Here is a 25928-nt window from a genome sequence, read left to right as displayed (position 1 = left end):
ATCCAATTGCCAGTTGAATAACATAAAAGAAAAGGTGTCGATTATGAAAATTGAACATGTAGCAATTTGGGTGAATGATTTAGAAGGAATGCGTGATTTTTATAAACAGTACTTTAATGGTGAAGAAAATAGCTTATATCATAATCCGAAAAAGCAATTTAAATCTTATTTTATAACTTTTGAAGGTGGTGCGCGTCTAGAACTTATGAAGCAGGTAGGTATAGATGATAATACACAAACACAGACGATAGGATATGCACATATTGCTTTTTCTGTAGGTAGTAAAGAAAAGGTGAACGAATTAACGAATACATTAAGAGAAGCAGGGTACCCTATGTTAAACGGCCCACGAACTACAGGGGATGGTTACTATGAAAGTGTAGTAAGTGATCCTGAAGGAAATCAGATTGAGATAACGATCTAACATTTTATTTGCTAAAAACGAATAAACCTACAAAACTTTGTTGTTCCCCAAAACGCTTATAAGAAATCTATTATTTCTTCAGAAAGGGGACATAACACATGCCTATTAACTTAAGATTTTAAAGTAGCCTCTAAACGAAAATTTTTCTTTTTTAAATTGATTAATACATGACACCAACTGAAGCATCTTTTTATTGGAGGATTCCTCGTGAAAAATTGAAGAATAAATATAGCTCTTCTTTCAGGCTTTAAAGTTTATATTTCAAAAAGCTACTCTGCGGTCTATGACAGCAACCCTATTACTACCCCTTAAATGAGAATATACATACTCTGTATTTTTTCATTATGGTATAATTTAATTACAATAGTAATTTCATTTTTTGAAGCTTATACAGTTGTTTTGTTATGACAATCAATATAAAACACGACATCGTTCATGAGAATCCGAGTTTTTTATTATGATGAGCTTTCCATCACACTTGTCTTATTCATTATAGAATTCACACTCAACAGTATAATGTGATTTATTTTTCGGAATATTAACAAAGTATCATAAGTTTATACAAACTGCGTCTGGTTTGAAATTATCTATTATCATACTTTAAAGGGGTGTTAAAAACGGAAGAAAAGAAGGTTACGTGGTTAGAATTATTTTATGACTTACTATTTGTTGCGGCAGTGGCAACTGCCACTGAGGTGTTACATCATACAGAAAAAGGGTATATTCATCCGGAATATATACTGAAGTTTATTCTAATATTTATCCCAATATGGTGGGCTTGGACCGGACAAACAATGTTTATTAATCGATTTGGACAAGATTTTTTACATCAACGTATTTTTATGATTCTTCAAATGGTATTTGTCCTTATTATGATATCCAGCTTATCAGTTAATTTTGATCAATACTATCACTCTTTTCTAATTGGCTATATTGGACTAAGGGTACTAACTGCAATCCAATATCTTGTTGTTGTGAAGTTAGAAAAAGGGTATGAAAAAAAAGTTGCTTGGTATTTAGGAACACATTTTTGGATTGGGATTACCATCTCATTTACGTCTATCTTTTTTGAATCATGGATTCGATATGTTGTGTTATACGCAGGAATTCTTTTTGATATTATTGTGCCATTTTGGGGACGAAAATATTTAGTGAAAGCCCCGATCAATACAGCTCATTTATTAGAACGCTTTGCTTTATTGACATTAATTCTTTTTGGGGAATCTGTCGTCAGTACTCTTGCTGTATTACAGCCACAAAAAGGAGATTGGCATTCGATCTTATTTTCAATCGTTTCATTTATTCTCATTATTTCCATGTGGTGGCAATATTTTGATAACGTAGAAAAAAAAGTAGATAAATCTATCAAAACGGCTGGTCAATCTATTATCTATGGTCATCTATTTATTTTAATGTCTTTGAGTATGATTGCTGTATCTATCAAACTACTATTTTTAAACGAGGTCCATTATTCATTTATTTTATATTTGGTATTCGGTTCTGTATTACTCTACTTCTTTGCAACTTCAATTGTTTTTCATCAGTACAGGTATAAACAAAACCGTTTAACATTTTATCATTTATGGTTATTTTTAGGTATATTAGCAATATTTTTTATTTTTAATTTGATAGTACCCACTCCTAGTATTGTAATAATAGGAGAATTAACCTTATTTTTTATTATTTATGCTAAAGTAACAACTACTTAAATATAGGAACTAATAATGAATCCTCTTATTACTTTCTTGGGAAAGTAGAGGTTTTCAAAGAAAAAGAAGCTATTTCATCACGAAATAGCTTCTTTTTTATTTCACGTATAAATTGGATTGTTGAAACTCCTTAATAATCCTCTCAATAATAGGAGGAAGATTACTCGGTAACTCATCCAGTGAAAAGAAGCGTAGTTCTTTCGATTCCGTATGGTCGCATACAAGCTCACCGTGAAATTCGTGGCAAATATAAACAACGAGTACACCGTGTACTTGATCACCGTTTGGATAGATTTGAAAGAAATCTGGTCCTGAGTATGTACGGAATAGTTCTGGATGTTTAATAATAAGTCCAGTTTCTTCATATACTTCTCGCTTTAAAGCGTCTTCTAACGTTTCGTTATATTCTAAAGCGCCGCCAATAATGCCCCAGCGGTTAAAGTCGGTGCGGAGCTGCAGCAATACTTCACCTTTTTCATTTACTATAATGGCGTGTGATCCTATTAAAATCAGTGGCTGATTTCCTACTAAATTTCTCATATCTTCAATATAACCCATAGTTATTCTCCTTATAGCTAATAATAATTAGGAAGTTCTTTTAACATTCTTTCTGTTTTCCGTGCTGTAAAGGCTAAGTTATGATCATCTTTCGTTCTGAAAAATAAAGTGCGTAAAAAGGTTTTAATGTTGGCGCATAAAATACAATATTCATTTAACGAAAGGCGTTTTCTAATTTGAGGAAGCCTTTTTATTTTTTTATGAATAATAGAAATTAACTCGTCTTGCGGAAAGTCATGATACAACATCGCTAGTAAAGGAGTAACGATGCGTTCATCTTCGTTATTATGAAAAAGGTCAGATGGAATGAAGATTTTATTTAATAAACAATGAATTAACTCTTCGTACCATTCAAAAGTTGTATACGTATTATGAACAATTTCCGTAAAGGCATCAGATACGTGAGCAAGACAATGAGCCCATCCTTTATTTTCAATATAGCCTCGGAAATCTGTTTCTAAGTTTGTGTATGTAATGAGTTTGTTTTTTATTTCTTCAATATCCTCCTCCGTACAAAAGTAGTGCGAATTAGCGAATTGGAGTATTAACGCAAGTAACGAAACAGTGTAAGAACGTGTGAAAACCCCATCTGAATGCGGGGAGTATATGTCACAATATAAATATTCATCACTTAAACAAGTTTGCAACAGTAATTTCAGTTGATCATCCATAAGGAATTCATGATGAATAAAATGCACAAAACATTTATATATAAGTTGATAACGAACGTAACTATCAGTCGTTCCGATATACTGAAGCATATGGAGCGTTAATTCATTTATATCTATATGTCGCAGTTGCGTATAGTCATTTTGTTGTATAAGCTCTAACTGTTGTTGCAGCGCTGTAATATCCAATGGAGAACCTCCTCCGCACTTTAAAGATGCGATGTTTTCTAGTATTCTATATATTCAAGGACAATCCTGCTCATGCAAGGAGAACAAGTAGAAATTCAAGTATGACATAGATGAGGGAAGAATATGACGACGATAGAACAGTTAGAAAAACATTTTAAAATAAGAAGAAATGCTTCTTCAATCATGATAAAAGAAAATAATGCAGAAGTTTTTACAGAAGAGCAATTAAAGGAAATCATGCAATATTGCGTTGCTGAGGCTGAAGAAGAGGGAATTGAAAACTTACATTTTGAGATTTCTTCAAAAAGCCCAAATTATGATGTGTATAAGAAATGTTTCGAAGCGTATTCTTTTGAATATGTTACTGAAAACATCATTGTATGTAAGGATATATATGAAGTGGAAGATGTAGAAAGTGAAATTGATTTTAAGTTGATTGAAGAAGTAGGAGAAGATGCTTTTTATTCTCTTTGGAGTGAGATGACGGAAGAACAAGTCACTTATGATCAATTTGTAAATATGATGCTACAGGAAATTGGGGAGCAATGGAAAGAACATTGTTTAACAGCGAGTGTAGGTGAAGAGCCGATCGGAATTGTAATCCCGCATATTGAAAAGGGGACGTTAGAAGAAGGAAAACTAATGTATTTCGCAGTCGCTCCAAATATGCGAAATAAAGGGTATGAAACAGCATTCTTTACAGGAGCAATGTTTGTCTTAAAAGAAATAGGAGCATCTTATTATATCGGTGAGACAAATGCAAAAAATGAGTGGATGAAGGATGTTTTTGAAAAGAACGGATGTCAGTTATTAGGTTCTACTGAGCGGTATGTGAGGAAGTTTTAGGATATACTCTGGCAATCATCTAGTGAGAATCCATGTACAAATTTTGAACAAGTAAAAGAACTTTTTGCCTGTTTGTAAGATAAAAAGAAAAATGAGAACGACAAAGTGGATATTTGTATAATACAATAGAGTAAGATTCGATTATAAGAGAAAGCGTTGGTGAAAGAATGGGGCAGCAAAGACATTGGTTACAAGCAACTGTAGAAAGAAATGAAGATAATACGTTACAAATAAAGTGGGAAAATAATATAGAGGAAGTTCGCATTTACTGGAGTACTTCGCCAGATCATATTGAAGAAAATGGAGAATTACTTGCAACGGTAAATGGAGAATCATCATATACAATTGAAAACCCGAGCGAAAATGAGCGTCCATATTTTAGATTAGTAGGTAGTAATGGACAAGCAGTAACAGTAGCTGAGCGTAGACTGCCATTACAAGGCGCGTTTAACTTCCGTGATATGGGAGGATATGAAACGACTGAAGGCCGTAAAGTAAAATGGGGCAAGTTGTACCGTTCTGAAGAATTAGCAGGATTAACAGAGTGGGATATTGCGTATTTACAAAAGTCTGGTTTAAAGTTAATTTGCGATTACCGTACAGACTTTGAAGTGAAGCATAAGCCAAACCCTGAGATTACAGGCGCTCGTCAAGTGTGCTTACCAGTTATGCAGGACTTGGCGAAAGATTTAAATATAAATGAATTTTTCCAAGTTGGTGACCTTTCTATGTTAGGAAAACCAGGTGAGTATCTTGTGAAAATGAATCAAGACTTCGTAAGTGGTAACGAAGCATTCGTGAGCTTCTTAAACTTAGCGCAAGACCCGGAAAACTTACCGTTAGTAAACCACTGTACAGCTGGGAAAGACCGTACTGGATTTGGATCAGCATTATTATTACTTTTACTAGGTGTACCAGAGAAAACAGTAATGGAAGATTACTTATTAAGTAACGGATTCCGTGAAAAGCTAAATGAGAAAATGATGGCCTTTTTAGGTGCAAAACTACAAAATGATGAGAGTAGAGCGATATTAGGTGCAATGTTCGAAGCGCGCGCTGAATATTTACAAGCTGCGATTGATGAAGTGAAAAAGCAATACGGTTCAGTTGAAGCGTATGCTGAAAAAGCTTTAGGCTTTACGAAAGAGTCGTTAGAACAAATGAAAGTCTTATTGTTAGAAGATAAATAAAGAGGAGGGAGGCTGATTGGATTAGCCTCCTTTTCTTATTGTTGTTATAATTAGGCTATGAGAATATAGGAATTGAGGAGAACATCATGAAATACAAAGTTATATTATTCGACGTAGATGATACATTATTAGATTTCCCTGAAACGGAAAGACACGCATTACATAATGCGTTTGTACAGTTTGGTATGCCTACAGGGTATACTGATTATCTTGCAAGTTATAAAGAGATTAGTAATGGGTTATGGAGAGATTTAGAAAATAAAATGATTACGTTAAGTGAATTAGCGGTAGATCGATTTAGACAATTATTTGCACTTCATAATATAGAAGTAGATGCACAGCAATTTAGTGACGTATATCTTGAAAACTTAGGGAAAGAAGTACATCTTATAGAAGGTGCAGTGCAATTATGTGAGAATCTACAAGATTGCAAGTTAGGTATTATTACGAATGGATATACAAAAGTACAACAATCTAGAATCGGAAATTCGCCTTTATGTAATTTCTTTGATCATATTATTATTTCAGAAGAGGTTGGCCATCAAAAACCAGCACGTGAGATTTTTGATTATGCATTTGAAAAGTTTGGGATTACGGATAAATCAAGTGTACTAATGGTTGGAGATTCGCTCACTTCTGATATGAAAGGCGGAGAAGATTACGGCATTGATACGTGTTGGTATAATCCGAGTTTGAAAGAGAATAAGGCAAGTGTTAAGCCGACTTATGAAGTGAAGAGTCTGCTGCAAATTTTAGAACTTGTAGAAGTGGCGGAAGAAAAGGTAGTTTCATTTTAATCGTGTCGATATTTGTTGATAAGTCGATATTCTTTGTCGAATCGTCGATATATCGAAAAAATCGTTGATATATTTTAAGTTACGGTAGATATATTGGCAAAATCGTCGATATAATTTGAGTTGCGTTCATTTTATAGGTACGATCGGTGTAATAACTAGAGGTGAGTGAAAGATGTTAACATTTTTATTTGAGTTAGACAAGAATATCCCACAGAAAGATGAGCCGCGGTATGATGCTTATTCAAAGGGCTTTATCGAAGGGGATGTAACGATTCGCGTGAGTGACAGCGTACTTTTTCAAAAGTCATGCATGAAGGTCGCAGAGCTTGGCATTTATTTAGGGCAGTGGATGGAGCAAGTGCAGCACGGGCAGAATGTACATATGAATTATGAAACGCCTGACCGTGATGAGACAATTCTTAGTTTCTTCTATGAAGAGGACAATCAATGGAGAGTTTCTTCCAGTTGGCAACAATTTGAGGTTCAGGAATGTATTTCTACTACAGCATTAGTGGAGAGTGTTCAGCGTTATTTATATGAGTTAAATAAAGAACTGCGCGCGATAGAATATCCTGTGACGTTTGATCAGTACTTAAGAGGAGAGCGGGTGATGCAGCTTTCTTACAAACGACCGTGTGATAGTAAAGCGGATACGGTGCCTATTGAGGTTTACAATGAAAGCGACAGAGTAGGCGCAGTACGAGGCTATTATAAAAATACGTTGATGAGAGTGCTAGATTTCATTCCGAAAGTCGGTAGTAATATTATTTATGAAATAAAGGATAGTAAGGACAATATTCGCGTCATTGCAAAGGATGTAAGTAGGCAGCGTCAAAGAAGAATTTTAGTAACATATAAAGATAATCATGATGCAGAGCATGAAATACTTGTATGTGACGGAAAGTTATTGGATGCAAATTTCTTATTTACTTTCACATATAAGAGAGAAGAATATGTTGTTCATAAAACTTCATTTGGGATGGGAAAGTTATTACGAAAAGGCTATGTAATCGCAGACTGGAATATTCGTCTTGAGGAAGATATGTATGATATCGAGATGAATGTATACGATGAAGATTATATAGAGGATCAATATTTACTGTTAGGCGTATTTCATGCGGTTTTGTATGGGTGATAGTTGTATAAATGAAAAATACCGGTATTCTTTGTGAAAAGAATGCCGGTATTTTTATTTATCCTCAAAAATAAAAACTTCATCAATCGTACTATGAAGTGCCCTCGCAATATCGTGAGCAAGCTGCAAGGAAGGATTATATTTTCCTTTTTCGAGATGGTTAATTGTTTCACGACGTACACCAACTTGTTTCGCTAAATCTTCTTGCGTCATGTTCAATTTGGCGCGGTATTCTTTTATTTTCGTTACGAACGCCATGGTGCATCTTCCATTTCATCAACTGGTTTATCGTAAAAGAACATAGAGAATCCGAACGTAAGAATAAGTGTGCCGAAAATAAGAGCGATATCAATTTCTTGTAGCACCGGGTTTGGAAATAACATTTCAATGAACATAATGGTAGCGGTAGTTAGTAACGTAACGATAAAGGCATTGCGGCACGATTTATTAACGATTTGTTCAAACAGTTCATCGTGTTGAACCGTTCTATATGAGGTGAAAAAGGAGAAGAAACAAAACATAGTAAACAATCCTTTTTCATAAAAAAAGCCAAGAAAACCGAAGAAACCGAGAAATCCTAAATATTTTATCCAAGTTGTTTTTATGATAGTTCCTCCTTATCATGTTAGAAATAAATCACGTTATGTTATAAATATATCACATATGGATAGGAATGGTAATAATAGTTTTTTAGTTTGCTTCATAATAATAGTAAAAAGAGGAAATATACTGCGAAATAAAGAGGATAATATTGTAAAATGGTTGTAAGGAGGGGGAGGAAGGTATGCTAAATTGGATCATGATCGTTGTATTACTTGTAGTCATTACTGTAGTCGCGACGGTGTTAATTGGGCGAAAGGGTGATGCAAATTATAGTAAAGCGACAAAGGGGAATATTAGAAGGCTTACGATGATTTATATTATACTAGCTGTCGTTTTAATCGTTGGGTTAGGTCTGTATATTTATTTTAAAGGTTAAAAACTGAAAAATACAAAAATATAAAAATATAAGAATATAAGTATGCTATAATGTTGATATAGTTATTTGGTAATTAAGGAAAGGATTGGATGGAATGATTGAAATTATGAATGTGTCAAAAAGTTATAATGGTTCTACCTATGCAGTAAAAGATTTAAGTTTATCTGTGCCTAGCGGAGAAATCTTTGGATTTTTAGGGCCAAATGGTGCCGGTAAATCAACGACAATTAAGATGATTACTGGTATCCATGGGGTGGACAAAGGGACGATTACGATTAACGGTATAGATATTATGAAAAATCCGATGGAAGCGAAAAAGACGTTTGGTTATGTCCCAGATAGTCCAGATATGTTTTTACGATTAAAGGGAATTGAATATTTAAACTTTATGGCAGATATGTATGAAGTGCCGAAAGAAGTACGCCAAGAACGAATTGAGTCTTTAGCGAAGAAATTTGATCTTTATAATGCTTTATCAGATCAAATTCAAAGTTACTCGCACGGTATGAGACAAAAGATTGTTATTATTGGTGTGCTCGTGCATGAGCCAGATGTATGGATTTTAGATGAACCGTTAACGGGGCTTGATCCGAAATCGGCATATATTTTAAAAGAAATGATGAGAGAACATGCGGATAAAGGAAAGATTGTATTCTTCTCTACACACGTATTAGAAGTGGCAGAAAAATTATGTGACCGCGTCGCGATTATTAATAAGGGGAATTTGCAGTTCAAAGGGAATTTAGATGAAATGAGAGATCATTTTAAATCCAATGAATCACTTGAAAAAATGTTCTTGGAGATGACGGGCAATGAGTAAAATTTGGACGTTGACGAAAGTATTATTGAAATTAAATTATGCAGATTTCATAACAGATAAGAAGAAGCGATGGGCGTATGTATTTTCATTTGCAGCTATTTTATTTGTCGGCTTTTTACTGTTTGGTTCTATCACGCATGCAATGTATGAGGGAATGATACATTTAGGGCAAGATCCAGGAATGATTATCGCAATGGGACTTGCGATTGCGAGTATATGGGTATTTTTAATGAGTATTACGAACATTTTAACTGTATTTTACTACAGCAATGACATTGAAATGTTATTACCATTACCATTAAAACCAGCGCAAATTATTTCAGCCAAATTTTTAACAGTATTAATTACACAATACGTAATGAGTTCATTTATTTTATTACCAATCTTTATTACGTACGGTTTAAAAAGTGGCGCGTTTATTACATATTACATATATATGATTTTCATTTACTTACTCTTCCCAATTGTGCCGTTAGTACTAGCTTCGTTACTGATGACAGTTATTATGAGGTATACAAATATAGCGAAAAATAAAGACCGAGGAAATATATTTATTGGAATCGTAAGTATACTATTTATTGTAGGAATTAATGTGTTTTTGCAGTGGAAAAATAAAAGTTCGTTTTCTGAAGATGCAATTGCGGATTACCTTGCAAACAACCAGTCTTCTCTTTTAGTACAAATGACAAACTATTTTCCAACTACATATTTTGGAGCAGTAGCATTAGTAGAAAATGCAAATTGGAAGGGTCCTTTATACGTAATAATCTTTGCAGTTATTTCATTTGTATTTTTTGTGTTGTTTTATTACATTGCAGAGCGTACATATTTAAAAGGGGTTATTGGACTTTCAACGAGTACAGCAAAAAAAGAAGTCATTTCAGCAGAAGGTTTACAAAAATCAACGGTACAAAGTTCACATTTGAAAGCGTATGTGAAAAAAGAATTTAAAACGTTATTCCGTACACCACAATTTTTCTTAAATTGTATCGTACAAACTTTCGTTATGCCGATTATGTTGTTCTTCGTTTTATTTGTACAAGATGGAAATTTAAAATGGGTTACGAGTTATATTAATAATCCAAAATCAGCAGGGCTTGCAATTGGCGTTGGCCTTTGTGCCTCTCTATTCTTAATGGGAAGTAACGTCATCGCAACAACTTCATTCTCACGTGATGGAAGCTCTTGGTTTGTGAATCGATATTTACCTGTAAAAGCTTCGGATATCTTTTTTGCAAAAGCAATCACGGCTTGGTTAATTAATGTAATTATTTTAGCAGTGTTCGGTATTACGATGGCAGTTGTAGCGGGAATTTCTCCTGTTTTCATGTTACTGTGGTTTTTACTAAGTGCGAACGGCTTACTGTTAATTAATTTAATTGGTACACGCTGGGATGCACAAACTGCAGATATACATTGGGATACAGAGCAGAAATTATTTAAGAGCCGCTATACAACTTTGTGGAATTTTTTAGCTAATATTTTAATAGCTTTAGTTATTGTAGCGGGAGTAAGTTTATTATACTTCTTCCTTCATGTCGGACTGTGGGTTATGTTTATCGTTTTATTTGTAATGTTTGCGATTGTAAATTATATCTTTATTAAAATTTTAAAATTAGGTGCAGAACGTATATTGTCAAATATTGAATAAAAAGATAGATCCTCTGTATTCGTGCAGAGGATTTATCCATAGGTGGAGGAGAAAAGGTGAAGAAAATAGCAATTGTAACAGGGGCAACTCGTCTGAATGGAATTGGTGCAGCTGTATGCAAGGTGCTTGCTCAAAAAGGAATAGACATTTTTTTCACGTACTGGTCTCAGTATGATAAAGCGATGCCGTGGGGAATGCATGACAAAGAGCCCTTTTTGTTGAAAGAGGAGATTGAAAGTTACGGTGTTCGATGTGAAATGGCAGAAATCAACTTATCGCAGTCGTATTCGTCAAATCGTTTGTTTTATATGGTATCAGAACGGTTAGGCGATCCATCTATTTTAATTAATAATGCAGCGTATGCTACTCATACGAGAATCGAAGAATTAAATGTAGAACAGTTAGATAAACATTATACAGTAAATGTTCGAGCTACTATGTTATTAAGTTCATTATTTATAAAACATTATGCAAGCAAGGCGAGTGGCAGTATTATTAATCTTACTTCAGGGCAGTCACTCGGGCCAATGCCTGATGAACTAGCATACGTAGCAACGAAAGGAGCAATTGAAGCATTTACAAAATCAGTAGCACCAGTTGCGATGGAGAAGGGGATTACAGTGAATGCTGTTGATCCAGGACCGACGAATACGGGATGGATTACAGAGGAGCTGAATCATCATTTAGTATGGAAGTTTCCACAAGGTAAAGTAGGAGAACCGGTGGATGCAGCACGCTTAATTTCTTTTTTAGTTAGTGAAGAAGCAAAATGGATTACAGGGCAAATTATTCATTCGAATGGTGGTTACTCATAAATATATTATGTTAACAATTGTTGAGAAACAAAAAACAAAAGAAAATTTTATTTTTTTGTATAAATAAAATGTCAAGAAAGATAAAAATTTGATAGAAGAGTATATCGTCATATGAAGATCGTAATTCTTCATGTGACAATATACTCTTTTTCTTTTACTACAGAGAAGAAAAATGAAGTAGAAGAAACTCGAATATTCAAATTGATTTATCAGTTTTTGTACGTATTATTATGAAGATTACTGTCGGAAAGATGGTGATTCGTATGAAAAGGGATTTTTTAAGGGGAAATCGAATCGTAAAGGGGAGGATAAATTACGTAAACATAGGGGGATTTATATGAAAATGAAAAAGGTCGCTATCGCATCGATAACAATTGGTACAATGCTTACTATGGCAGCGTGTAGTCCGTCAGCAGATAAAGAAACAGAAAAGAAAGAGCAAGTAACAGCGCAAAATGAAGGAGAATCAAAAACGACAAGTGCAGATGAAGCGTCAAAAACAACGAAAGATACTGAAAAAGAAACAAATACTTCTTCAAATGAAAAAACAGATAAAGATACAAAAAACACGAAAGAATCATCGGGAACAGAAAGTAACGGTAAAACGTCAACTCAAAACGAGAATGTAAAAACAAAAGAAAAAGAGACGACAGGAAAGACGAATGATCAAACGACTAGCGGGAAAACAACAGATCAAAGTACAAGTACAAACTCAGACGGAAAAACAACGAAAGATCCGAAGAAAAGTGTAGCTGTGAAAACGAGTGTGAAAGAAGTTGCTGCATTAGTTGATAGCTTAGATAAGCAGTTAGCTGCTAATCCAAAATTGGATACAGTAAATAAACTTGGAAAACAAATTAATGCAAAGTGGGATGTAATTGAGAAAGAGTTAGAAACATCACACCCAGCTGAATATAAAACAATTGGACAAAGTATGTATCCGTTAATTGTAGGGGCGGAGAAAGAAAAGATAGATATTACTAAAATGAAATCATTAACGACGAAAACGAAAAAAGATTTAAATCAGTTATTGACGAAACTTTCGTAGTTTCAAAAGCCTACTTGTGGGAGTAGGCTTTTTTTATGTTGAGAGTGTAATGAAGGTTTATGGGAATCATAATGAAAAAGGATGGTGATAAAAATGACAATCGATCGAATTTGTACAATTGGGCCAGCAAGTAATAATAAAGAAACGTTAGCGCAGTTAATAAGCAATGGTATGAAAATTGTTCGGCTAAATTTATCACATGGGACGCATGAAAGTCATAAAGATATCATTCGTTTAGTGAAATCGTTAGATGATTCTATTAAAATTTTAGGCGATGTACAAGGTCCTAAAATAAGGTTAGGTGAAATAAAAGGAGAACAAATTACACTTCAGGCGGGAGATTCTTTTATGTTGCATACGCAACCAGGTACAGGGAGTAATAGGGAAGCAAGTATTGATTATGAAGGAATCGCGAATGATGTGAAAGTCGGAAGTAGAATTTTAGTTAATGATGGTGAAGTTGAGTTAATCGTTGAGAAAGTAAGTACGGATAAAATAGAAACGAAGGTGAAAACAGGTGGTAATATCTCCTCTCATAAAGGGGTGAACTTACCAGGCGCAATCGTTCGTTTACCAGCTATTACAGAGAAAGATAAAAAAGATATTCAGTTTCTTTTAGAAGAAGGTGTTGATTTTATCGCATGTTCTTTCGTAAGAAAACCTAGTCATATAAAAGAAATACGAGATTTCATACAACAGTATAAAGAAACGTCACCTAATTTAATTGCCAAAATAGAAACGATGGAAGCGATTGAAAATTTTCAAGATATATGTAAAGAAGCAGATGGAATTATGATTGCAAGGGGAGATTTAGGAGTTGAGTTACCGTTTCAATTTATTCCGCTCTTGCAAAAAATGATGATTCAGGAATGTAATCGAACGAATACATATGTTATTACAGCAACACAAATGCTTCAATCTATGGTAGATCATTCTATTCCAACAAGGGCAGAGGTAACGGATGTGTTCCAAGCTGTACTGGACGGGACGAGTGCTGTTATGCTTTCTGCTGAAAGTGCTTCAGGAGAGCATCCGGTTGAAAGTGTGAGTACACTACGTCTCGTTTCTGAATTTGCTGAGCATGTAAAAAAAGACGGTCCTTTTGTGATGAAAGATGTACTGGAATTGCTGCATAAATCTTTGGATGAGTGAAAAATAAAAAGAGGGCGGATATGCATCCGTCCTCGTGTGTTTCATTCTATTCTTGCTCTTGCTCATCCAAAATCTTTTCAAACGCAGCAGATACTTTTTCAAATTCCTCGTCATTCTCAATATATGAGAATTCACTATCTTCTTCTACTTTTAAAAAGAAAATATCAATGTCTTCCTCGGTTTCTGTTTGAATGTCTTCAACAAAGGCAACTGCAATATATTCAGCGCCTTCGACATCCATCGCTCCAAGCACTTCTACTTCTTGCTCTTCGTTATTCTCATCACTAAGCGTAAACACTTCGCCAACTTCAATATCAGACATATTCATTCTCCTCCTGTCCAACTCTAATAAATAGAGTGTTTAAACTGCATACATACTAATATATCTTTCCATGAAAAACCAATTTCATACATAAGAAAAATGAAATTCTACTTTTTTCGTATGAGTATACAGCTATAAGGAGCGCATGTTATCTTATTCAATCCATTCAACAATTGCATCCATAGTCTGTCTTGTTTTATCACGTTTTGGCTCTTCTTTACGGTAACCAAAGGCAACCATAACAGATACTTCAAAGTTATCTCCATTGATAATGCCTTCTTGACGAAGTAAAGAATCTACTTTCTCTTTATCAAATCCTTCTATTGGACAAGAATCAATCCCGATTTGAGCTGCGCTCGTCATCATATTCCCTAAAGCAATATAAGTTTGCTTAGATGCCCAATCAAATACAGCACGATCAGATTGTAATAAGTTAAAATCTGTTTCCTGGAACTTTTTGAAGAATTCATATCTAATTTTTTGCGCGTCTTCAGGTAATTCAATAATATCATTCATCATATGTTTAATATAATCTGCATCATAATGCATATCTTTAATATTTCTTGAAAGAACAATGACAAAGTGGCTAGCTGTTGCAAGTTGCCCACCAGCGCCCCATGAATATGGTTGTAGTTTTTCTCTTAATTCTTTATTTTGTACGACAACAAATTTCCAAGGTTCATATCCGAAAGAAGAAGGGGATAATCTGCCTGTTTCTAAAATGAATTTAAAATCTTCTTCTGAAATTTTGTGCATAGGATCGAACGCTTTACATGCATGTCTGAAATGAAAAGCTTCCATAATTTTTTCTTTTGTAGTTTGATTTGTATTTGTCATAAAAGTTCCTCTTTTCATTAATTTATTTTGTAACCAAATTATATTTTTAAAGTAACATAGAAACAAGTACGCACATATATGTGGTATAGTATCAAAAAAGATACTAATGTTAAGGGAAGGGATTTATTATGGATTGTTCAAACGAAAATAATATAAATTACCCATTTTTAAATAAATATTCTTGTCCAGTAGAAGCGATGGTCGAGGTCATTGGAGGGAAATGGAAAGGGGTTATTTTGTATCATTTATTAGATGGTACAAAACGGTTTAATGAGTTAAAAAGGTTAAAACCAAATATCACACAAAGAATGTTAACATTGCAGCTGAGGGAACTTGAAGCAGATGGCATCATACATCGTGAAGTGTACCGTGAAGTACCTCCAAAAGTAGAATATTCGTTAACGGAGCTTGGTGAATCGCTTCGCCCAATGATTCTATTAATGATGGAGTGGGCGACTCATAATATGGAGAAAGTTTTGGAGAGTAGGAATGCACAAAATAATAGTAAATAGTTGAATTTGGTATAGTAGAGAGAACGGATGAGAAGTGATGTTAAGAAATAATATTATTGCACTGCTGATTCCTCTTTTTATTGGCGTTTTCAGGTGGTTATTATCAAATTTCACAAATATATTAAATACGCGTAGTTTTGAGTAGAGTGTAATTATTTTATGTAAACTAATTATTGAGTTGCTCTCATCTATATAAAAACTTGTATACGTGATTCTATAATGGTAGGAAGGCACTTTTAGTTTAATACATAATACATCCATTGTTTTTAGGGAACAGTAATTCAAAACTTAAAATAATGGAGGTTATACTAATGCAAAAAGTACTTTTTTCTTTCTTTTGTATATTTTGTTTCGTAATTGGAAGTTCTTTCACTGTTCATGCTTTTTCTCCAAAGCAGTTGCCGGTTTCTCAAACATCAGATCGATGGAAAATAGAAATTAAGCAACCTGATAAAAAAACTGGTTTAGTTACATCTAAAAAGGATGTTTTTGATACGTATGGTTTCGAGGTTCAAGATATTGGGAAGGACGCTTATCATGTAACGGTTGAAGTATTTCGAAATGAACCACATTCTCAAACGAAGTATGAACTTTTCACTTCTAAAAAAGATCATGTGTTAAGTAAAGAAATTGCTTTTAATCATGCAAATTTTCCTATATCCGTTCAGTCTAATGAACTTGAAGTTATTATAACTTGGCAAGAAAAGCCTTCTAGGTTGCTAAAAGATGGACAAAAAGATTGTGAGTCGGAAAGAAAATATAAACAGACATTTACATTTAAACATTAATAAATAACAGTAAAAACTCCATTATTATTAAATGGAGTTTTTAGCTTACATAGATTATGCTTTAGGAAGGATTCACAGCTATAACTTAATGGGTATATTACAATAATTATTAAATGTATTATCTTTCAAAGAAGAAAGCGGAACCTTTACCTCACTACCTTCCTTCATATTCCGTAGCACAACAGTTTCTGTACTAAGTTCTTCTTCCCCAATAATAAGCACATAAGGGATATTCTCTTTATTTGCATAATTAAGGGCGCGTTTTAATTTGCGTCCCGCTAGTTCAAGTTCGATTTTTAAGGAAGTGGTAGAACGTAATTGCTGGGCGATTTGTAAGCATTGTAATTCTGTTCCGAGCGGGATGATAAATACATCCGCTGTAGATGATACTGTTTCTTTCTGTGATAGTGCTGTATAAATAACGTCTAAACCGAATGAAATACCGACTGTTGGATAGTTCATATCATCACCACGGAATGCTCCAATAATATTATCGTAACGACCACCGCTACCGATGCTGGATGTAATTGATCCATCTTTTAAAAAGATTTCATATACGGTACCTGTATACATTGTGAGTCCTCGCGCTAAAAACGGATTAAATATAGCATTTTCATTTATTCCAAGTGCGATTAAATATTGCTGTAATTGTTGTAATTCGTTTACCCCATCTGCAACGAGTGGATTATTGAAAGCTTCTTTAAAGTCAGCAATTGAAAGCTGTAGACAAGATAATACGGTATTACATATCGTATCAGCCATTTCTTCAGAAATTCCGCGCTCTAATACATCTTTTCGTACGCCATCAATCCCAATCTTTTCGATTTTGTCTAATGATAAAATGACGTCACTTGTTAATTCAGTAGGGATGTTAATGGCCTGAAGAATACCATTTAACAATTTGCGGTTATTATATTGGATTGTTACTTCTAAGTTTAACGTTCGGAACAACTCAAACGCCATACTCATAAGTTCAGCTTCTGCCATAACAGACTCAACACCGACTATATCAACGTCACATTGTATAAACTCACGAAATCTTCCTTGTTTAATTGGCCCATCTCGAAACACTTTCCCAATTTCATACCGTTTAAAAGGAAGGCGGATGTTCGGATTCATTGCCACAACCTTTGCGAATGGAATGGTTAAATCGTAGCGTAAGGCAAGTTCGCGTTTTCCTTGATCTTGAAGTGTATATATTTCTTTTAAAATTTCATCGCCACCGCCGTACTTGTATGACATAAGCTCATACATATTTAACGTTGGTGTCTCTAACGGTTTACAGCCATAACGTTCAAACGTGTCTTCACATGCTCTTTTAATTTTATTTCGCAGCACTTGTTCCTCTGGTAAATAGTCTTTTGTTCCCTTTACATTTTTCATTTCCATCATAATCACTCCTTTTTTAAATTAAAAAAAGCTATGCAGGTATAAAAATACCCACATAGCTTTATGAACGCTTCGTGGGTCAACAGGAAAAGCCCTGTACCCACGAAGAAAAATTTTTCTTCGGATACACGGCGTTACGTATGATGATGAAGTTGGAAAGAAGTATTAAAATTTTGCATTACAAATCTCTCCTTAACATAAGTTTTTCCAAATTATATCAGATGATTTTTGAATTATCAATATTTTTAGTTTTGAAATATACGTGAAGTTATGTAGGAGAAATGGAAAAGGGTGTATAATAAAACTTAATAATATGAAATAACCGTTTAAGGAGACCACTATGAAAAAAGATAAGACTAATGCGATGCGAATATTAGATAAAGAAAAAATTGAATATTCGATGATGTCATATGATCCAGACGATGGGAAAATTGATGGCGTATCAGTAGCCGAGAAAATTGGACGAGAAGTGAGAGAAGTATATAAAACGCTAATCGCTCAAGGAAATAGTAAAAATTATCATGTGTTTATTATTCCGGTAGATGAGGAACTGAATTTAAAAGCTGCCGCAAAAGCAGTAAGTGAAAAGAAAATTGAAATGATTCCCGTAAAAGATATTACGAAAGTATCAGGATATATTCGCGGCGGTTGTTCACCAGTCGGAATGAAGAAGTTATATTCTACATGTATCGATGAAAGTGCCCAATCACTTGAAACGATGATTGTAAGTGGCGGGAAAATTGGTATACAAATTGAGCTTAAAGTGGATGACTTGGCGAAAGTGACGAGAGCGCAGTTTGGTGAGATAACGAAATAATGATACATAGGGAAAGAAGTTCTAGTTTTATTTAATTTAGATAAAGATTTATAGGATAGTTAGTCCATTATGAGGGCGGATTATCCTTTTTTATTTACAAACTGGATAAACCAAATAAAAATTGAATGTTCAGTTTGATATAAACATATAATCTGAATCGTTTGTTTGGATTTTTGGGGACGACAAAGCCTCGGTGCGAGGACTTTAAATAAACAAGCAGAGTTACTCTTAAAGATAGACAAGTGACGGGAGAGTGTTTAATAGGGGTTCAAGAAATACCCAATCTTAGCTAGATGGGCATGGGGTGCTACCCTTGAAAGAGGATGTAGTGATTAATCATAGTTTATTGGGTTCTTCTTGGTTGATAGTAGTATAACATTATCATTAGTGATTCTAAATGTGATTATTCGTATATATTACTTTGGTTTTGTTATGTTTATATCTATGTTTTCTCTGCTTATAGATGGTGCATAACTTGAAATTGTATAATGTCTTTCCATAAATATTCCCTCATTGAGTAGAAGGAACGCCTATACTAGGAAATGAAAAAAGGGATATTTTAACAATGTAACCGGATTTTATAGTAAAATAGGTATCATGGTATAAATGTATGTTTTAGATATGAGCCCAATGAAACATAGGCTTATAGAATTGAGAAAGACCTAAAAACAAATAAGTTATATATTTTAAGACGGTAATACTTTAAGTGGTATATTTAGGGAATTGAGTAACTTAAATGATTTAAGATTCAAACTATGTAAAAGTTAAAGTATATGACTAAGGAAAAGAAGGTTTTGTAGTGTGCCACACATTCAATAATTAATTCTTACATAGGAGTGCTTATATGAAAATTTTGAAGCATGTAATATTAGTATTATGTTTCTTATGTCTAAATGGTTGTAATCAAGAAAATGGAGCTGAGGTACAAGAATATATAAAAGAAAAACACGGTATTGATGTTGTTGTAACAGATTGGAGCCCGATAAATGAAAATAATGGTGGTAATACCTACCATACTGTACAAGAAAAAAATAACAAATATCTAAAATTCCGAGTAAAGGTACAAGGTCTCCTCTATTCGTATCTAGTAGGTGATGAATACCAATATGGGAAAAAAACATTTGAGGAATATAAGAAATTCAAACCAACTCTAGAAGAAATAAAAAAATTAGGATACGTGGAATCTGAAACGGAAAATCCTCTTCAATATATATTAGATAATAAAGATCCAGATGAAGGAAAACCTACTAATGAATTATTATTAACTTTGCAAATGAGTAACGAGATTGACTTTAGCCAATTGAATTCCGTAGAATTAGATCGTTTATATGCTCTATTTCAACTCATTCAGGAGAATAATAAAAAGATAACAGAACTAGAGATTAAGGATCAAAATGGTAAATCTTTAGGTGGTCCTTTTAAAAATGTGCAAGAAAAGATAACAAAAGAAGAACTGTTACGAACAATGAAATCTACGATGTCAGATGTCATAAACAAATATTAGTAAAATTGGATTAGAGCGCACAGCACAGTAGGGGCAAGATTATATGAAATGCAAAACGATTGATTCGCAATTAATAAAATCACTCTATAATCTGGCCCAATTGCTGAAAAATATGACCAGTATTTTTATAGCACTCTATTATTTCTGTACAAAAGGAGATTTTATGAGAGGGATATCGTCAGGTTTTTAGAAAATTCCCAGGTTAAGAGTATGCAAATTTTTATGTGGATTTTCAGCTAATTCAGTAACAAACGAGAATTTTAAAACTGAGCTAGGATAGGAATGTATAAAAAATACATGGATCCATGTAAAAAAAGAAGGTTCTCTTGTGAGAATATGTTTTCCTCTTTTCATTGATGCCGATAATGAGACGTTTTGATAACCTCACATGAATACTCCATTCATGTGAGGTTATCAAAATTGTTTTTGCTGATGGTACAATCAAAATCATGGAGGGATATTATGTTGATTTTTTATGTAATACCATTGTTTCTTATATCCGGTATTTCAATATTTTTATTTTTCTTATCTGTTTCACCCAAAATTGAGGCTAAAAATTTATCATTGATAATAATCTGTTTAGCGATAAATGTACTTACAATTCCAATTTCTTGTTTGGTAGGTTCGTTTGTTTCTTATAAACATGAGGCGTCAACAGAATTTATATATAATAATCCACTTTATTTTTGGAAAGGATTTTTCTTTATTCAAATAATACCGTTTTTCGTGCTATTTGTGGCTTTGATATGGTGGTTTATCCGTAAGGGTAAAGAAAAAATCGAAACATAGAATTTTAAAATAACTTTCGCTTTCGAAAACTATATAAATAAGCTGTTCACTGGAATCTCATAGAAAACTATGGTGAGATGAAATGTTTGATTTTGAAGCACTTCAAAATCTTAGCTAGATGGCCATGTATCGGTACCCCACAATAAAAAGGCAGGGACATATCAAATATGTCCCTGCCTTTGATTTTAGAGACATGTTTCCTAACAGTTGATTTTGTTAACGAAAGTCGACTTTAAATCCATATTTTGTGTGAAGTAAAAGCATATAATAAAAGTATGAGGTGATGATGTGAAGGAGATAAACATTCATAAAGTAATTGCGGATAAGAGAAAAGAAAAGGGAATTACACAGGAAGAGTTAGCGGCGTATATCGGTATTACGAAGGCATCTGTTTCTAAGTGGGAGACAGGGCAGAGTTATCCGGATATTACATTTTTACCACTGTTAGCATCATACTTTAACATTAGTATAGATGAACTAATTAGTTATACACCGCAAATGAAACAGGAAGATATTAAAAATTTATATCATAGACTAGCGGAAGCTTTTAGTGAAGAACCGTTTGATGAAGTAATGATGGAGTGCAGAGAAATAATCAAAAAATATTATTCTTGTTTTCCGTTATTACTTCAAATGGGACTACTTTTTATTAATCACCATATGTTAACAGAGGATACGGATAAAAGAATTGAAATTTTAGAAGAAGCAATGAATCTCTTTAGCAGAGTGCAGGAAGAAAGTGATGATGTTTCTCTTGTGAAAGAGGCGGTATCGTTTCAAGCAACTTGCTATCTTATACTCAATAAACCGAATGAAGTATTGCAATTGCTTGGTGAAACGATACGTCCTAACGTTCCAGAGGAAGATTTAATCGCACAGGCGTATCAAATGCTTGGAAATACTAAAAAGGCGAATGAAATAATGCAAATTAGCATGTATCAACATTTAATACAACTCGTTGCGACAATACCGAATTATGTAGTAGTAAATGCCTCAAGCGTTGAAAAAGTAGAGGTGATTTTGAATAGAGCTTTTATGTTAATAGATATATATGAAATAGAAACATTACATCCTAATATGACTTTAAAAGTATACTATGCTGCTGCACAAGTATATTGTATGCAAGGCAATTTTGAAAGAGCATTAGAAATGTTACGGAAATATGCAGCGGTTTGTGCGGCGAGCTTTACAGTAAATAGTCTACATTTACACGGTGATTCCTATTTTGATGCGATTGACGGATGGTTTGCAGAGTTTCCGCTCGGCGCTAAAACGGTTAGAAATGAAGAGATTATAAAGCGAAGCATGTTACAAAGTATTGCAGAGAATCCAGTTTTCACTCCGATGAAAGATGAAAGAGAGTACAAAAATATAATAGCGAGTTTGAAATTCAAATTAGATATAACTGAATAGAAGGAGGACTAATATAATGACCTTCGATGAATATGAAGTAGCGATAAATAGTGAATTTACGTTGCAAGGTACACTCACTAAACCGAAAGCTGACGGGAAGTATGCGACTGTTGTCATTATTGCTGGATCTGGGGAGGTTGATCGTGATGGAACGATCGTACCGCTAAAGCTTGCGTCGAACGTATATAAAGATTTAGCGCATGTAATGGCGAGACTTGGAGTAGTGACGCTCCGCTTTGATAAACGCGGAGTAGGAAAGAGTGACGGAGAATTTCTGAAGACTGGAATGTGGGATTTAGTTAGTGATATAGAGTCTACGATTACGTATTTAAAAGAACAACCATTTGTTGATCCAGAAAATATCATTTTGGCTGGTCATAGTGAAGGATGTATGTTGGCAACTGTAGTAAACGCAAGAACACCAGTTAATGGGCTTATCCTTCTTACAGGAGCTGCGGAATCGTTAGAAGAAGCTACGAAAAGACAAAGAGAAATTGCATATAAAGAACTAAAAGAGCAGAAAGGAATAAAAGGAAAGTTAATGCGTCTTCTCAAGGTGGAAAAACGTGGAGAAAAGCAGATGGAAAAAATAAAAGAGAAAATGATGAACACAGAAAAAGATACGATTAAAGTTGGGTTTAAACCGATGAACGCAAAATGGTTTAGAGAGCATTTTCAGCATGACATTTATAAAGACTTACAACAAGTAACATGTCCAGTGCTAGCTATCGCTGGTGATAAAGATATTCAGGCTGACCCTGAAAGAGCTAAGCGGATCAGTGATTATGTGAAAGGTGATTCTGAAGTATATGTAATAAAAAATATGGATCATAGTTTGAAAGTTTTTGAAGGTGAGTTTAAAGCATTAGATTTTAAAAAGAATTATGAAGAAGGGGCAAGAAAGCCACTTCATCCAGAGCTGGAAGAAATAATTATAAATTGGCTGGAATCATATTTTATCCCCGGTAGTAGGACTCTTACATCAAAATTAGGTGAATATGAGGAAGATGGAAGGGAGAGTAACTGCCTGTAAAAGACAAACTGGTGTGGGGGAATGGTAGGTGTAAGTACTTCTGTAGTTTCAAACATATTCCCCTGAGTGTAGGTTCTATAAATACCCTATAAATAATCCAGGCTATTTAATATTAGGAGGAAGCCAACTATACACATAATCCATGATAGGGCTGATTCTGTACTATTAGCAATTTTCATTCGAAGCCTCTCGAGAGGTTTTTGCATCCACCGACCAAATAGGAGATAGAAGAGAAACAGCAGGAGAGAGGGCAGTACCATGATCAAGTTGTATCCCGCTAAAATAGAAGACCATTGTATCAAGGATGTAAGTATACCAATTGCCGCAAAATAAGGAAATGCAGTACCCACTTCAATTAATGTAGTAGTGAATCCTAGCGCGATCATTGAAAAAATGCTTTTTGATTTTGGTGAGGGGATCTCTGAATTTTTCTTTGGTGGAATATAGAAGCTTGCAATGAATAATATGACACCAATAATGAAGAACGACCAGCTTACGATTCGGTTTTGAAATAAGCCAGAAATAAACTTAAACAAAAAATCTAATCCTAACATGAGTGAAACGCCAACAGCAAAATAAAATCCTGCTACCGTCAATAAATAAACGAATAAACGTTTCGTGAGACGCTCTTTATCTGTTAAAAGTAGATATATTGTTACTCCTATTGTAGTAGGGCTTAGCGTATCTAATATAGCTAATCCGCCTATTAGGAGAAGTTGTTCTGACCCATCGCTCGTGCCCCCTTATTTCGACTCGGGATGATTCTTTTCAGTCATAAAAATGGCATATGCCTCGTTCATAAACTGAAGCACATCTTGATCAATTGGATATAAATTTAGCTTCTCTGATTGTTTTGGAGACATCCGTATCTCCCAAAGCTTATCTAAAAATTCATCCTCACCTTCAAATTCTTCTAAGCGTTTTTCCTCCATTCGTCTTATGATATTTTGAACTTTCGTTGCTTTTGGGCCATCCTTCATATAACGCTTTAACTGGCCGATGAGAGCAATCCATTCAAGTGAATTAGAACAGTCACTTGCCATTTTAGGAACCTTTTCCAATAGTTTTAGTTCTTTTTCTTTAAATACAGATTCGCGATAATACTGTTGTATATCTTTATCTTTGCTGGATAATTGCATAATCTTTTGAATCGCAATCCAGCTTTCTTCTCCTTCTAGCGCAATTCCATTTATCAATTCCCGTAAGGATAATTCTATTTTCTTTAAATGTTCCTGCTCATTTATTACATAAGATAATTGACTTTGTAAACTATCCGACCAATCCCACTCATTGAAGTCGAGCATATGTTTAATCTCTTGTAACGGAAATCCAACCTTTTTTAAAAATTGAACTTGCTGAAGTTTTTTTATTTCTTCATTTGTATATAAACGATGGCCACCCTCTGTTTTGGATGCTGGTTTTAATAATCCGATTTTATCGTAATAACGCAGTGTTCTTACTGTAACGCCTGTCAGTTCTGCAACTTTATTAATGTGTATCAACTGATAAACCTACCTTTCTGTACATTAAGATTTTATCTTTAACGATTATTTTCTTATTTCGCTTCTAACCTTCTTTACTAAGAAGATTTTTAAGTAAGTAGCCTGCTCCTAATCCAATTAGTGCACCAGGAAATCCATGATCCAGTAGCAGTCCAATACCTGCACCTATAATGACACATCCATAAATAATAATATCGCTCTGTTTCATATGAAAACCTCCCATTTTTCTAATTTCTTTTATGAAATTGCGAAATAGTAGCTACTTAACAGTATATAAAATGACCCAACGTCAACTTCAAGTGTTTTTGATTTTTTATTAATAAATTTATATAACTCTTTAGAAAGACTTGATTTCGAAATGTTTTTGTGGACTTATCGTTCCAGAAATAATATATTAAATTATATGATAGGAGGTGTTATTAAATGGGGAGAAAGATTAGTTTTAACAAAGAACAAGCTTTAAATAAAGCGATGCATTTATTCTGGGAGAAAGGTTATGATGCTACATATATATCAGATCTTATTGAAACGATGGGCATAAGTCGCTCTACTCTCTACGATAGTTTTGGAGATAAGGATGCATTATTTAAACTAGTTTTGGAACATTATAAAAACTATGGATCTCAAAAGAGAAATTTGCTTTTTAGTGGTATAAACACGAAAGCATCACTTACATCCTTTTTTTATCAACATATTGAAAAATGTTATTCAGATGAAATTCCAAAAGGTTGTATTATAACAAATTCTTCACTGCTTATTGGAAAAATTGATCCTGCCATAGAAGAAATACTCATAAATGATTTTAATGAACTTGAAAAAGTATTTAAGCAAGTTATCGAAGAAGGAAAAAAGAAAGGCGAAATTTCACAAGAGGCTGATACTGAATTAGTTGCATATTCTTTATTAAGTTTAAATCATAGCCTTAATATAATGGCCAAATATAAAAAAGAGAAATATCTAGCCTATAATTTAGTGGATAAGACTATTGAAGAACTATAGTCTTTCTTTTTTAATGATTTTGGAATGAACGTTCCGAAAAAG

The 25928-nt window shown here is 33.9% G+C and carries 30 protein-coding genes; 20 read left to right on the top strand and 10 right to left on the bottom strand.

Annotated features, from left to right (window positions below):
• The first annotated feature begins 43 nt into the window (after window positions 1–43).
• Together ACTFNE_RS10090 and ACTFNE_RS10085 are read left to right on the top strand one after the other, a co-directional pair.
• Window positions 44–424 (top strand): VOC family protein, encoded by a 381-nt coding sequence (locus tag ACTFNE_RS10090; RefSeq protein WP_046198404.1) that lies wholly within the window; start codon window positions 44–46, stop codon window positions 422–424.
• Window positions 425–1032: 608 nt separating this feature from the next.
• Window positions 1033–2133, top strand: coding sequence for a low temperature requirement protein A (locus tag ACTFNE_RS10085; RefSeq protein ID WP_046198405.1), 1101 nt, complete (start codon window positions 1033–1035; stop codon window positions 2131–2133).
• 96 nt (window positions 2134–2229) lie between these two features.
• On the opposite strand, the gene ACTFNE_RS10080 is transcribed toward ACTFNE_RS10085, so the two are convergent.
• Both ACTFNE_RS10080 and ACTFNE_RS10075 read right to left on the bottom strand, forming a co-directional pair.
• Complete coding sequence (locus tag ACTFNE_RS10080; RefSeq protein WP_046198406.1) at window positions 2230–2691, bottom strand: NUDIX hydrolase; 462 nt, start codon at window positions 2689–2691, stop codon at window positions 2230–2232.
• 17 nt (window positions 2692–2708) lie between these two features.
• On the bottom strand, window positions 2709–3548 hold the full coding sequence (locus ACTFNE_RS10075) for a DUF2785 domain-containing protein (RefSeq protein WP_046198407.1): 840 nt from the start codon (window positions 3546–3548) through the stop codon (window positions 2709–2711).
• 123 nt (window positions 3549–3671) lie between these two features.
• On the opposite strand from ACTFNE_RS10075, the gene ACTFNE_RS10070 reads away from it, so the two are divergent.
• The 4 genes from ACTFNE_RS10070 (at window position 3672) to ACTFNE_RS10055 (ending at window position 7516) form a co-directional block, all read left to right on the top strand.
• A complete protein-coding gene (locus ACTFNE_RS10070) occupies window positions 3672–4394 on the top strand; it encodes a GNAT family N-acetyltransferase (protein ID WP_046198408.1) in 723 nt (240 codons plus the stop codon).
• Between the two features lie 167 nt (window positions 4395–4561).
• The gene (locus tag ACTFNE_RS10065) at window positions 4562–5584 is read left to right on the top strand and encodes a tyrosine-protein phosphatase (protein WP_046198409.1); all 1023 of its coding nucleotides are present in this window, start codon (window positions 4562–4564) and stop codon (window positions 5582–5584) included.
• Window positions 5585–5670: 86 nt separating this feature from the next.
• Window positions 5671–6381 carry a YjjG family noncanonical pyrimidine nucleotidase gene (locus tag ACTFNE_RS10060; protein ID WP_000875919.1) on the top strand — a complete coding sequence of 237 codons (711 nt, stop codon included), beginning with the start codon at window positions 5671–5673 and terminating at the stop codon, window positions 6379–6381.
• Window positions 6382–6553: 172 nt separating this feature from the next.
• A complete protein-coding gene (locus tag ACTFNE_RS10055; RefSeq protein WP_046198410.1) occupies window positions 6554–7516 on the top strand; it encodes a tubby C-terminal domain-like protein in 963 nt (320 codons plus the stop codon).
• Window positions 7517–7570: 54 nt separating this feature from the next.
• Here the strand turns inward: ACTFNE_RS10055 and ACTFNE_RS10050 are convergent, their stop codons facing one another.
• Both ACTFNE_RS10050 and ACTFNE_RS10045 read right to left on the bottom strand, forming a co-directional pair.
• Window positions 7571–7774: a helix-turn-helix transcriptional regulator gene (locus tag ACTFNE_RS10050; RefSeq protein ID WP_000896292.1), complete on the bottom strand. Its 204-nt coding sequence runs from the start codon at window positions 7772–7774 to the stop codon at window positions 7571–7573.
• Window positions 7762–8121, bottom strand: a complete 360-nt coding sequence (locus tag ACTFNE_RS10045) for a DUF3796 domain-containing protein (protein ID WP_270705975.1) — start codon at window positions 8119–8121, stop codon at window positions 7762–7764. The genes ACTFNE_RS10050 and ACTFNE_RS10045 overlap by 13 nt, the downstream gene beginning before the upstream one ends.
• Before the next feature lie 179 nt (window positions 8122–8300).
• Here ACTFNE_RS10045 and ACTFNE_RS10040 point away from each other — a divergent pair, with 179 nt between their 5' ends.
• From ACTFNE_RS10040 to ACTFNE_RS10015, 6 genes are all read left to right on the top strand, one after another.
• Complete coding sequence (locus tag ACTFNE_RS10040; RefSeq protein WP_000935861.1) at window positions 8301–8495, top strand: hypothetical protein; 195 nt, start codon at window positions 8301–8303, stop codon at window positions 8493–8495.
• Window positions 8496–8589: 94 nt separating this feature from the next.
• The gene (locus ACTFNE_RS10035; protein WP_000570055.1) at window positions 8590–9315 is read left to right on the top strand and encodes an ABC transporter ATP-binding protein; all 726 of its coding nucleotides are present in this window, start codon (window positions 8590–8592) and stop codon (window positions 9313–9315) included.
• Window positions 9308–10966, top strand: coding sequence for a putative ABC transporter permease subunit (locus tag ACTFNE_RS10030; RefSeq protein WP_000036878.1), 1659 nt, complete (start codon window positions 9308–9310; stop codon window positions 10964–10966). The genes ACTFNE_RS10035 and ACTFNE_RS10030 overlap by 8 nt, the downstream gene beginning before the upstream one ends.
• 56 nt (window positions 10967–11022) lie before the next feature.
• Complete coding sequence (locus tag ACTFNE_RS10025) at window positions 11023–11781, top strand: SDR family oxidoreductase (RefSeq protein ID WP_103102520.1); 759 nt, start codon at window positions 11023–11025, stop codon at window positions 11779–11781.
• 337 nt (window positions 11782–12118) lie between these two features.
• A complete protein-coding gene (locus ACTFNE_RS10020) occupies window positions 12119–12829 on the top strand; it encodes a hypothetical protein (protein WP_046198414.1) in 711 nt (236 codons plus the stop codon).
• Between the two features lie 93 nt (window positions 12830–12922).
• Window positions 12923–13981: a pyruvate kinase gene (locus ACTFNE_RS10015; RefSeq protein ID WP_270705942.1), complete on the top strand. Its 1059-nt coding sequence runs from the start codon at window positions 12923–12925 to the stop codon at window positions 13979–13981.
• 46 nt (window positions 13982–14027) lie between these two features.
• Here the strand turns inward: ACTFNE_RS10015 and ACTFNE_RS10010 are convergent, their stop codons facing one another.
• Window positions 14028–14309: a DUF1292 domain-containing protein gene (locus ACTFNE_RS10010; protein WP_001997837.1), complete on the bottom strand. Its 282-nt coding sequence runs from the start codon at window positions 14307–14309 to the stop codon at window positions 14028–14030.
• 147 nt (window positions 14310–14456) lie between these two features.
• Entirely contained in the window at window positions 14457–15140 is a 684-nt protein-coding gene (locus ACTFNE_RS10005; RefSeq protein WP_046198416.1) for an NAD(P)H-dependent oxidoreductase, read from the bottom strand.
• Between the two features lie 128 nt (window positions 15141–15268).
• Between ACTFNE_RS10005 and ACTFNE_RS10000 the strand changes: the two genes are divergently transcribed.
• A complete protein-coding gene (locus ACTFNE_RS10000; RefSeq protein WP_000340652.1) occupies window positions 15269–15652 on the top strand; it encodes a winged helix-turn-helix transcriptional regulator in 384 nt (127 codons plus the stop codon).
• 311 nt (window positions 15653–15963) lie between these two features.
• Window positions 15964–16440, top strand: a complete 477-nt coding sequence (locus ACTFNE_RS09995) for a hypothetical protein (RefSeq protein ID WP_046198417.1) — start codon at window positions 15964–15966, stop codon at window positions 16438–16440.
• Between the two features lie 78 nt (window positions 16441–16518).
• On the opposite strand, the gene ACTFNE_RS09990 is transcribed toward ACTFNE_RS09995, so the two are convergent.
• Window positions 16519–17832 (bottom strand): histidine--tRNA ligase, encoded by a 1314-nt coding sequence (locus tag ACTFNE_RS09990; protein ID WP_331386721.1) that lies wholly within the window; start codon window positions 17830–17832, stop codon window positions 16519–16521.
• A gap of 337 nt (window positions 17833–18169) precedes the next feature.
• Between ACTFNE_RS09990 and ybaK the strand changes: the two genes are divergently transcribed.
• From ybaK to ACTFNE_RS09965, 5 genes are all read left to right on the top strand, one after another.
• Complete coding sequence (ybaK, locus tag ACTFNE_RS09985) at window positions 18170–18646, top strand: Cys-tRNA(Pro) deacylase (RefSeq protein ID WP_046198419.1); 477 nt, start codon at window positions 18170–18172, stop codon at window positions 18644–18646.
• Between the two features lie 844 nt (window positions 18647–19490).
• Window positions 19491–20150 (top strand): hypothetical protein, encoded by a 660-nt coding sequence (locus ACTFNE_RS09980; protein WP_082112666.1) that lies wholly within the window; start codon window positions 19491–19493, stop codon window positions 20148–20150.
• A gap of 462 nt (window positions 20151–20612) precedes the next feature.
• Entirely contained in the window at window positions 20613–20939 is a 327-nt protein-coding gene (locus tag ACTFNE_RS09975; RefSeq protein ID WP_046198420.1) for a hypothetical protein, read from the top strand.
• A 288-nt stretch (window positions 20940–21227) separates the two neighbouring features.
• Complete coding sequence (locus tag ACTFNE_RS09970; protein ID WP_270705944.1) at window positions 21228–22352, top strand: helix-turn-helix transcriptional regulator; 1125 nt, start codon at window positions 21228–21230, stop codon at window positions 22350–22352.
• 16 nt (window positions 22353–22368) lie between these two features.
• Window positions 22369–23385: an alpha/beta hydrolase family protein gene (locus ACTFNE_RS09965; protein ID WP_046198422.1), complete on the top strand. Its 1017-nt coding sequence runs from the start codon at window positions 22369–22371 to the stop codon at window positions 23383–23385.
• A gap of 86 nt (window positions 23386–23471) precedes the next feature.
• Here ACTFNE_RS09965 and ACTFNE_RS09960 read toward each other — a convergent pair whose 3' ends face one another.
• From ACTFNE_RS09960 to ACTFNE_RS09950, 3 genes are all read right to left on the bottom strand, one after another.
• A complete protein-coding gene (locus ACTFNE_RS09960) occupies window positions 23472–24092 on the bottom strand; it encodes a GAP family protein (RefSeq protein ID WP_046198423.1) in 621 nt (206 codons plus the stop codon).
• A 36-nt stretch (window positions 24093–24128) separates the two neighbouring features.
• A complete protein-coding gene (locus ACTFNE_RS09955) occupies window positions 24129–24887 on the bottom strand; it encodes a MerR family transcriptional regulator (RefSeq protein WP_046198424.1) in 759 nt (252 codons plus the stop codon).
• A gap of 64 nt (window positions 24888–24951) precedes the next feature.
• Complete coding sequence (locus ACTFNE_RS09950) at window positions 24952–25095, bottom strand: hypothetical protein (protein WP_046198425.1); 144 nt, start codon at window positions 25093–25095, stop codon at window positions 24952–24954.
• A gap of 215 nt (window positions 25096–25310) precedes the next feature.
• Between ACTFNE_RS09950 and ACTFNE_RS09945 the strand changes: the two genes are divergently transcribed.
• Window positions 25311–25886: a TetR/AcrR family transcriptional regulator gene (locus tag ACTFNE_RS09945; protein ID WP_046198426.1), complete on the top strand. Its 576-nt coding sequence runs from the start codon at window positions 25311–25313 to the stop codon at window positions 25884–25886.
• The last annotated feature ends 42 nt before the right edge of the window (window positions 25887–25928 follow it).

Origin of the sequence: Bacillus cereus group sp. MYBKT111-2 (assembly GCF_051915205.1) — a bacterium.
In the GTDB taxonomy this organism is placed as follows: Bacteria; Bacillota; Bacilli; order Bacillales; family Bacillaceae_G; genus Bacillus_A; species Bacillus_A paranthracis.
Note: the sequence above shows the minus strand (reverse complement) of the source record. Positions and strands in the feature narration are given on the sequence as shown.

What these genes read in the sequence shown, in the direction of transcription:
- ybaK (WP_046198419.1), top strand. Translation starts at nt 18,170, where the DNA reads ATGAAAAAAGATAAGACTAATGCGATGCGAATATTAGATAAAGAAAAA.
- ACTFNE_RS09945 (WP_046198426.1), top strand. Translation starts at nt 25,311, where the DNA reads ATGGGGAGAAAGATTAGTTTTAACAAAGAACAAGCTTTAAATAAAGCG.
- ACTFNE_RS09990 (WP_331386721.1), bottom strand. Translation starts at nt 17,832, where the DNA reads ATGATGGAAATGAAAAATGTAAAGGGAACAAAAGACTATTTACCAGAG.
- ACTFNE_RS10035 (WP_000570055.1), top strand. Translation starts at nt 8,590, where the DNA reads ATGATTGAAATTATGAATGTGTCAAAAAGTTATAATGGTTCTACCTAT.
- ACTFNE_RS10030 (WP_000036878.1), top strand. Translation starts at nt 9,308, where the DNA reads ATGAGTAAAATTTGGACGTTGACGAAAGTATTATTGAAATTAAATTAT.
- ACTFNE_RS10065 (WP_046198409.1), top strand. Translation starts at nt 4,562, where the DNA reads ATGGGGCAGCAAAGACATTGGTTACAAGCAACTGTAGAAAGAAATGAA.
- ACTFNE_RS09995 (WP_046198417.1), top strand. Translation starts at nt 15,964, where the DNA reads ATGCAAAAAGTACTTTTTTCTTTCTTTTGTATATTTTGTTTCGTAATT.
- ACTFNE_RS09950 (WP_046198425.1), bottom strand. Translation starts at nt 25,095, where the DNA reads ATGAAACAGAGCGATATTATTATTTATGGATGTGTCATTATAGGTGCA.
- ACTFNE_RS09980 (WP_082112666.1), top strand. Translation starts at nt 19,491, where the DNA reads ATGAAAATTTTGAAGCATGTAATATTAGTATTATGTTTCTTATGTCTA.
- ACTFNE_RS10080 (WP_046198406.1), bottom strand. Translation starts at nt 2,691, where the DNA reads ATGGGTTATATTGAAGATATGAGAAATTTAGTAGGAAATCAGCCACTG.
- ACTFNE_RS10070 (WP_046198408.1), top strand. Translation starts at nt 3,672, where the DNA reads ATGACGACGATAGAACAGTTAGAAAAACATTTTAAAATAAGAAGAAAT.
- ACTFNE_RS10005 (WP_046198416.1), bottom strand. Translation starts at nt 15,140, where the DNA reads ATGACAAATACAAATCAAACTACAAAAGAAAAAATTATGGAAGCTTTT.
- ACTFNE_RS10010 (WP_001997837.1), bottom strand. Translation starts at nt 14,309, where the DNA reads ATGAATATGTCTGATATTGAAGTTGGCGAAGTGTTTACGCTTAGTGAT.
- ACTFNE_RS10040 (WP_000935861.1), top strand. Translation starts at nt 8,301, where the DNA reads ATGCTAAATTGGATCATGATCGTTGTATTACTTGTAGTCATTACTGTA.
- ACTFNE_RS10055 (WP_046198410.1), top strand. Translation starts at nt 6,554, where the DNA reads ATGTTAACATTTTTATTTGAGTTAGACAAGAATATCCCACAGAAAGAT.
- ACTFNE_RS10000 (WP_000340652.1), top strand. Translation starts at nt 15,269, where the DNA reads ATGGATTGTTCAAACGAAAATAATATAAATTACCCATTTTTAAATAAA.
- ACTFNE_RS10060 (WP_000875919.1), top strand. Translation starts at nt 5,671, where the DNA reads ATGAAATACAAAGTTATATTATTCGACGTAGATGATACATTATTAGAT.
- ACTFNE_RS10020 (WP_046198414.1), top strand. Translation starts at nt 12,119, where the DNA reads ATGAAAATGAAAAAGGTCGCTATCGCATCGATAACAATTGGTACAATG.
- ACTFNE_RS10015 (WP_270705942.1), top strand. Translation starts at nt 12,923, where the DNA reads ATGACAATCGATCGAATTTGTACAATTGGGCCAGCAAGTAATAATAAA.
- ACTFNE_RS10050 (WP_000896292.1), bottom strand. Translation starts at nt 7,774, where the DNA reads ATGGCGTTCGTAACGAAAATAAAAGAATACCGCGCCAAATTGAACATG.
- ACTFNE_RS09975 (WP_046198420.1), top strand. Translation starts at nt 20,613, where the DNA reads ATGTTGATTTTTTATGTAATACCATTGTTTCTTATATCCGGTATTTCA.
- ACTFNE_RS10090 (WP_046198404.1), top strand. Translation starts at nt 44, where the DNA reads ATGAAAATTGAACATGTAGCAATTTGGGTGAATGATTTAGAAGGAATG.
- ACTFNE_RS09965 (WP_046198422.1), top strand. Translation starts at nt 22,369, where the DNA reads ATGACCTTCGATGAATATGAAGTAGCGATAAATAGTGAATTTACGTTG.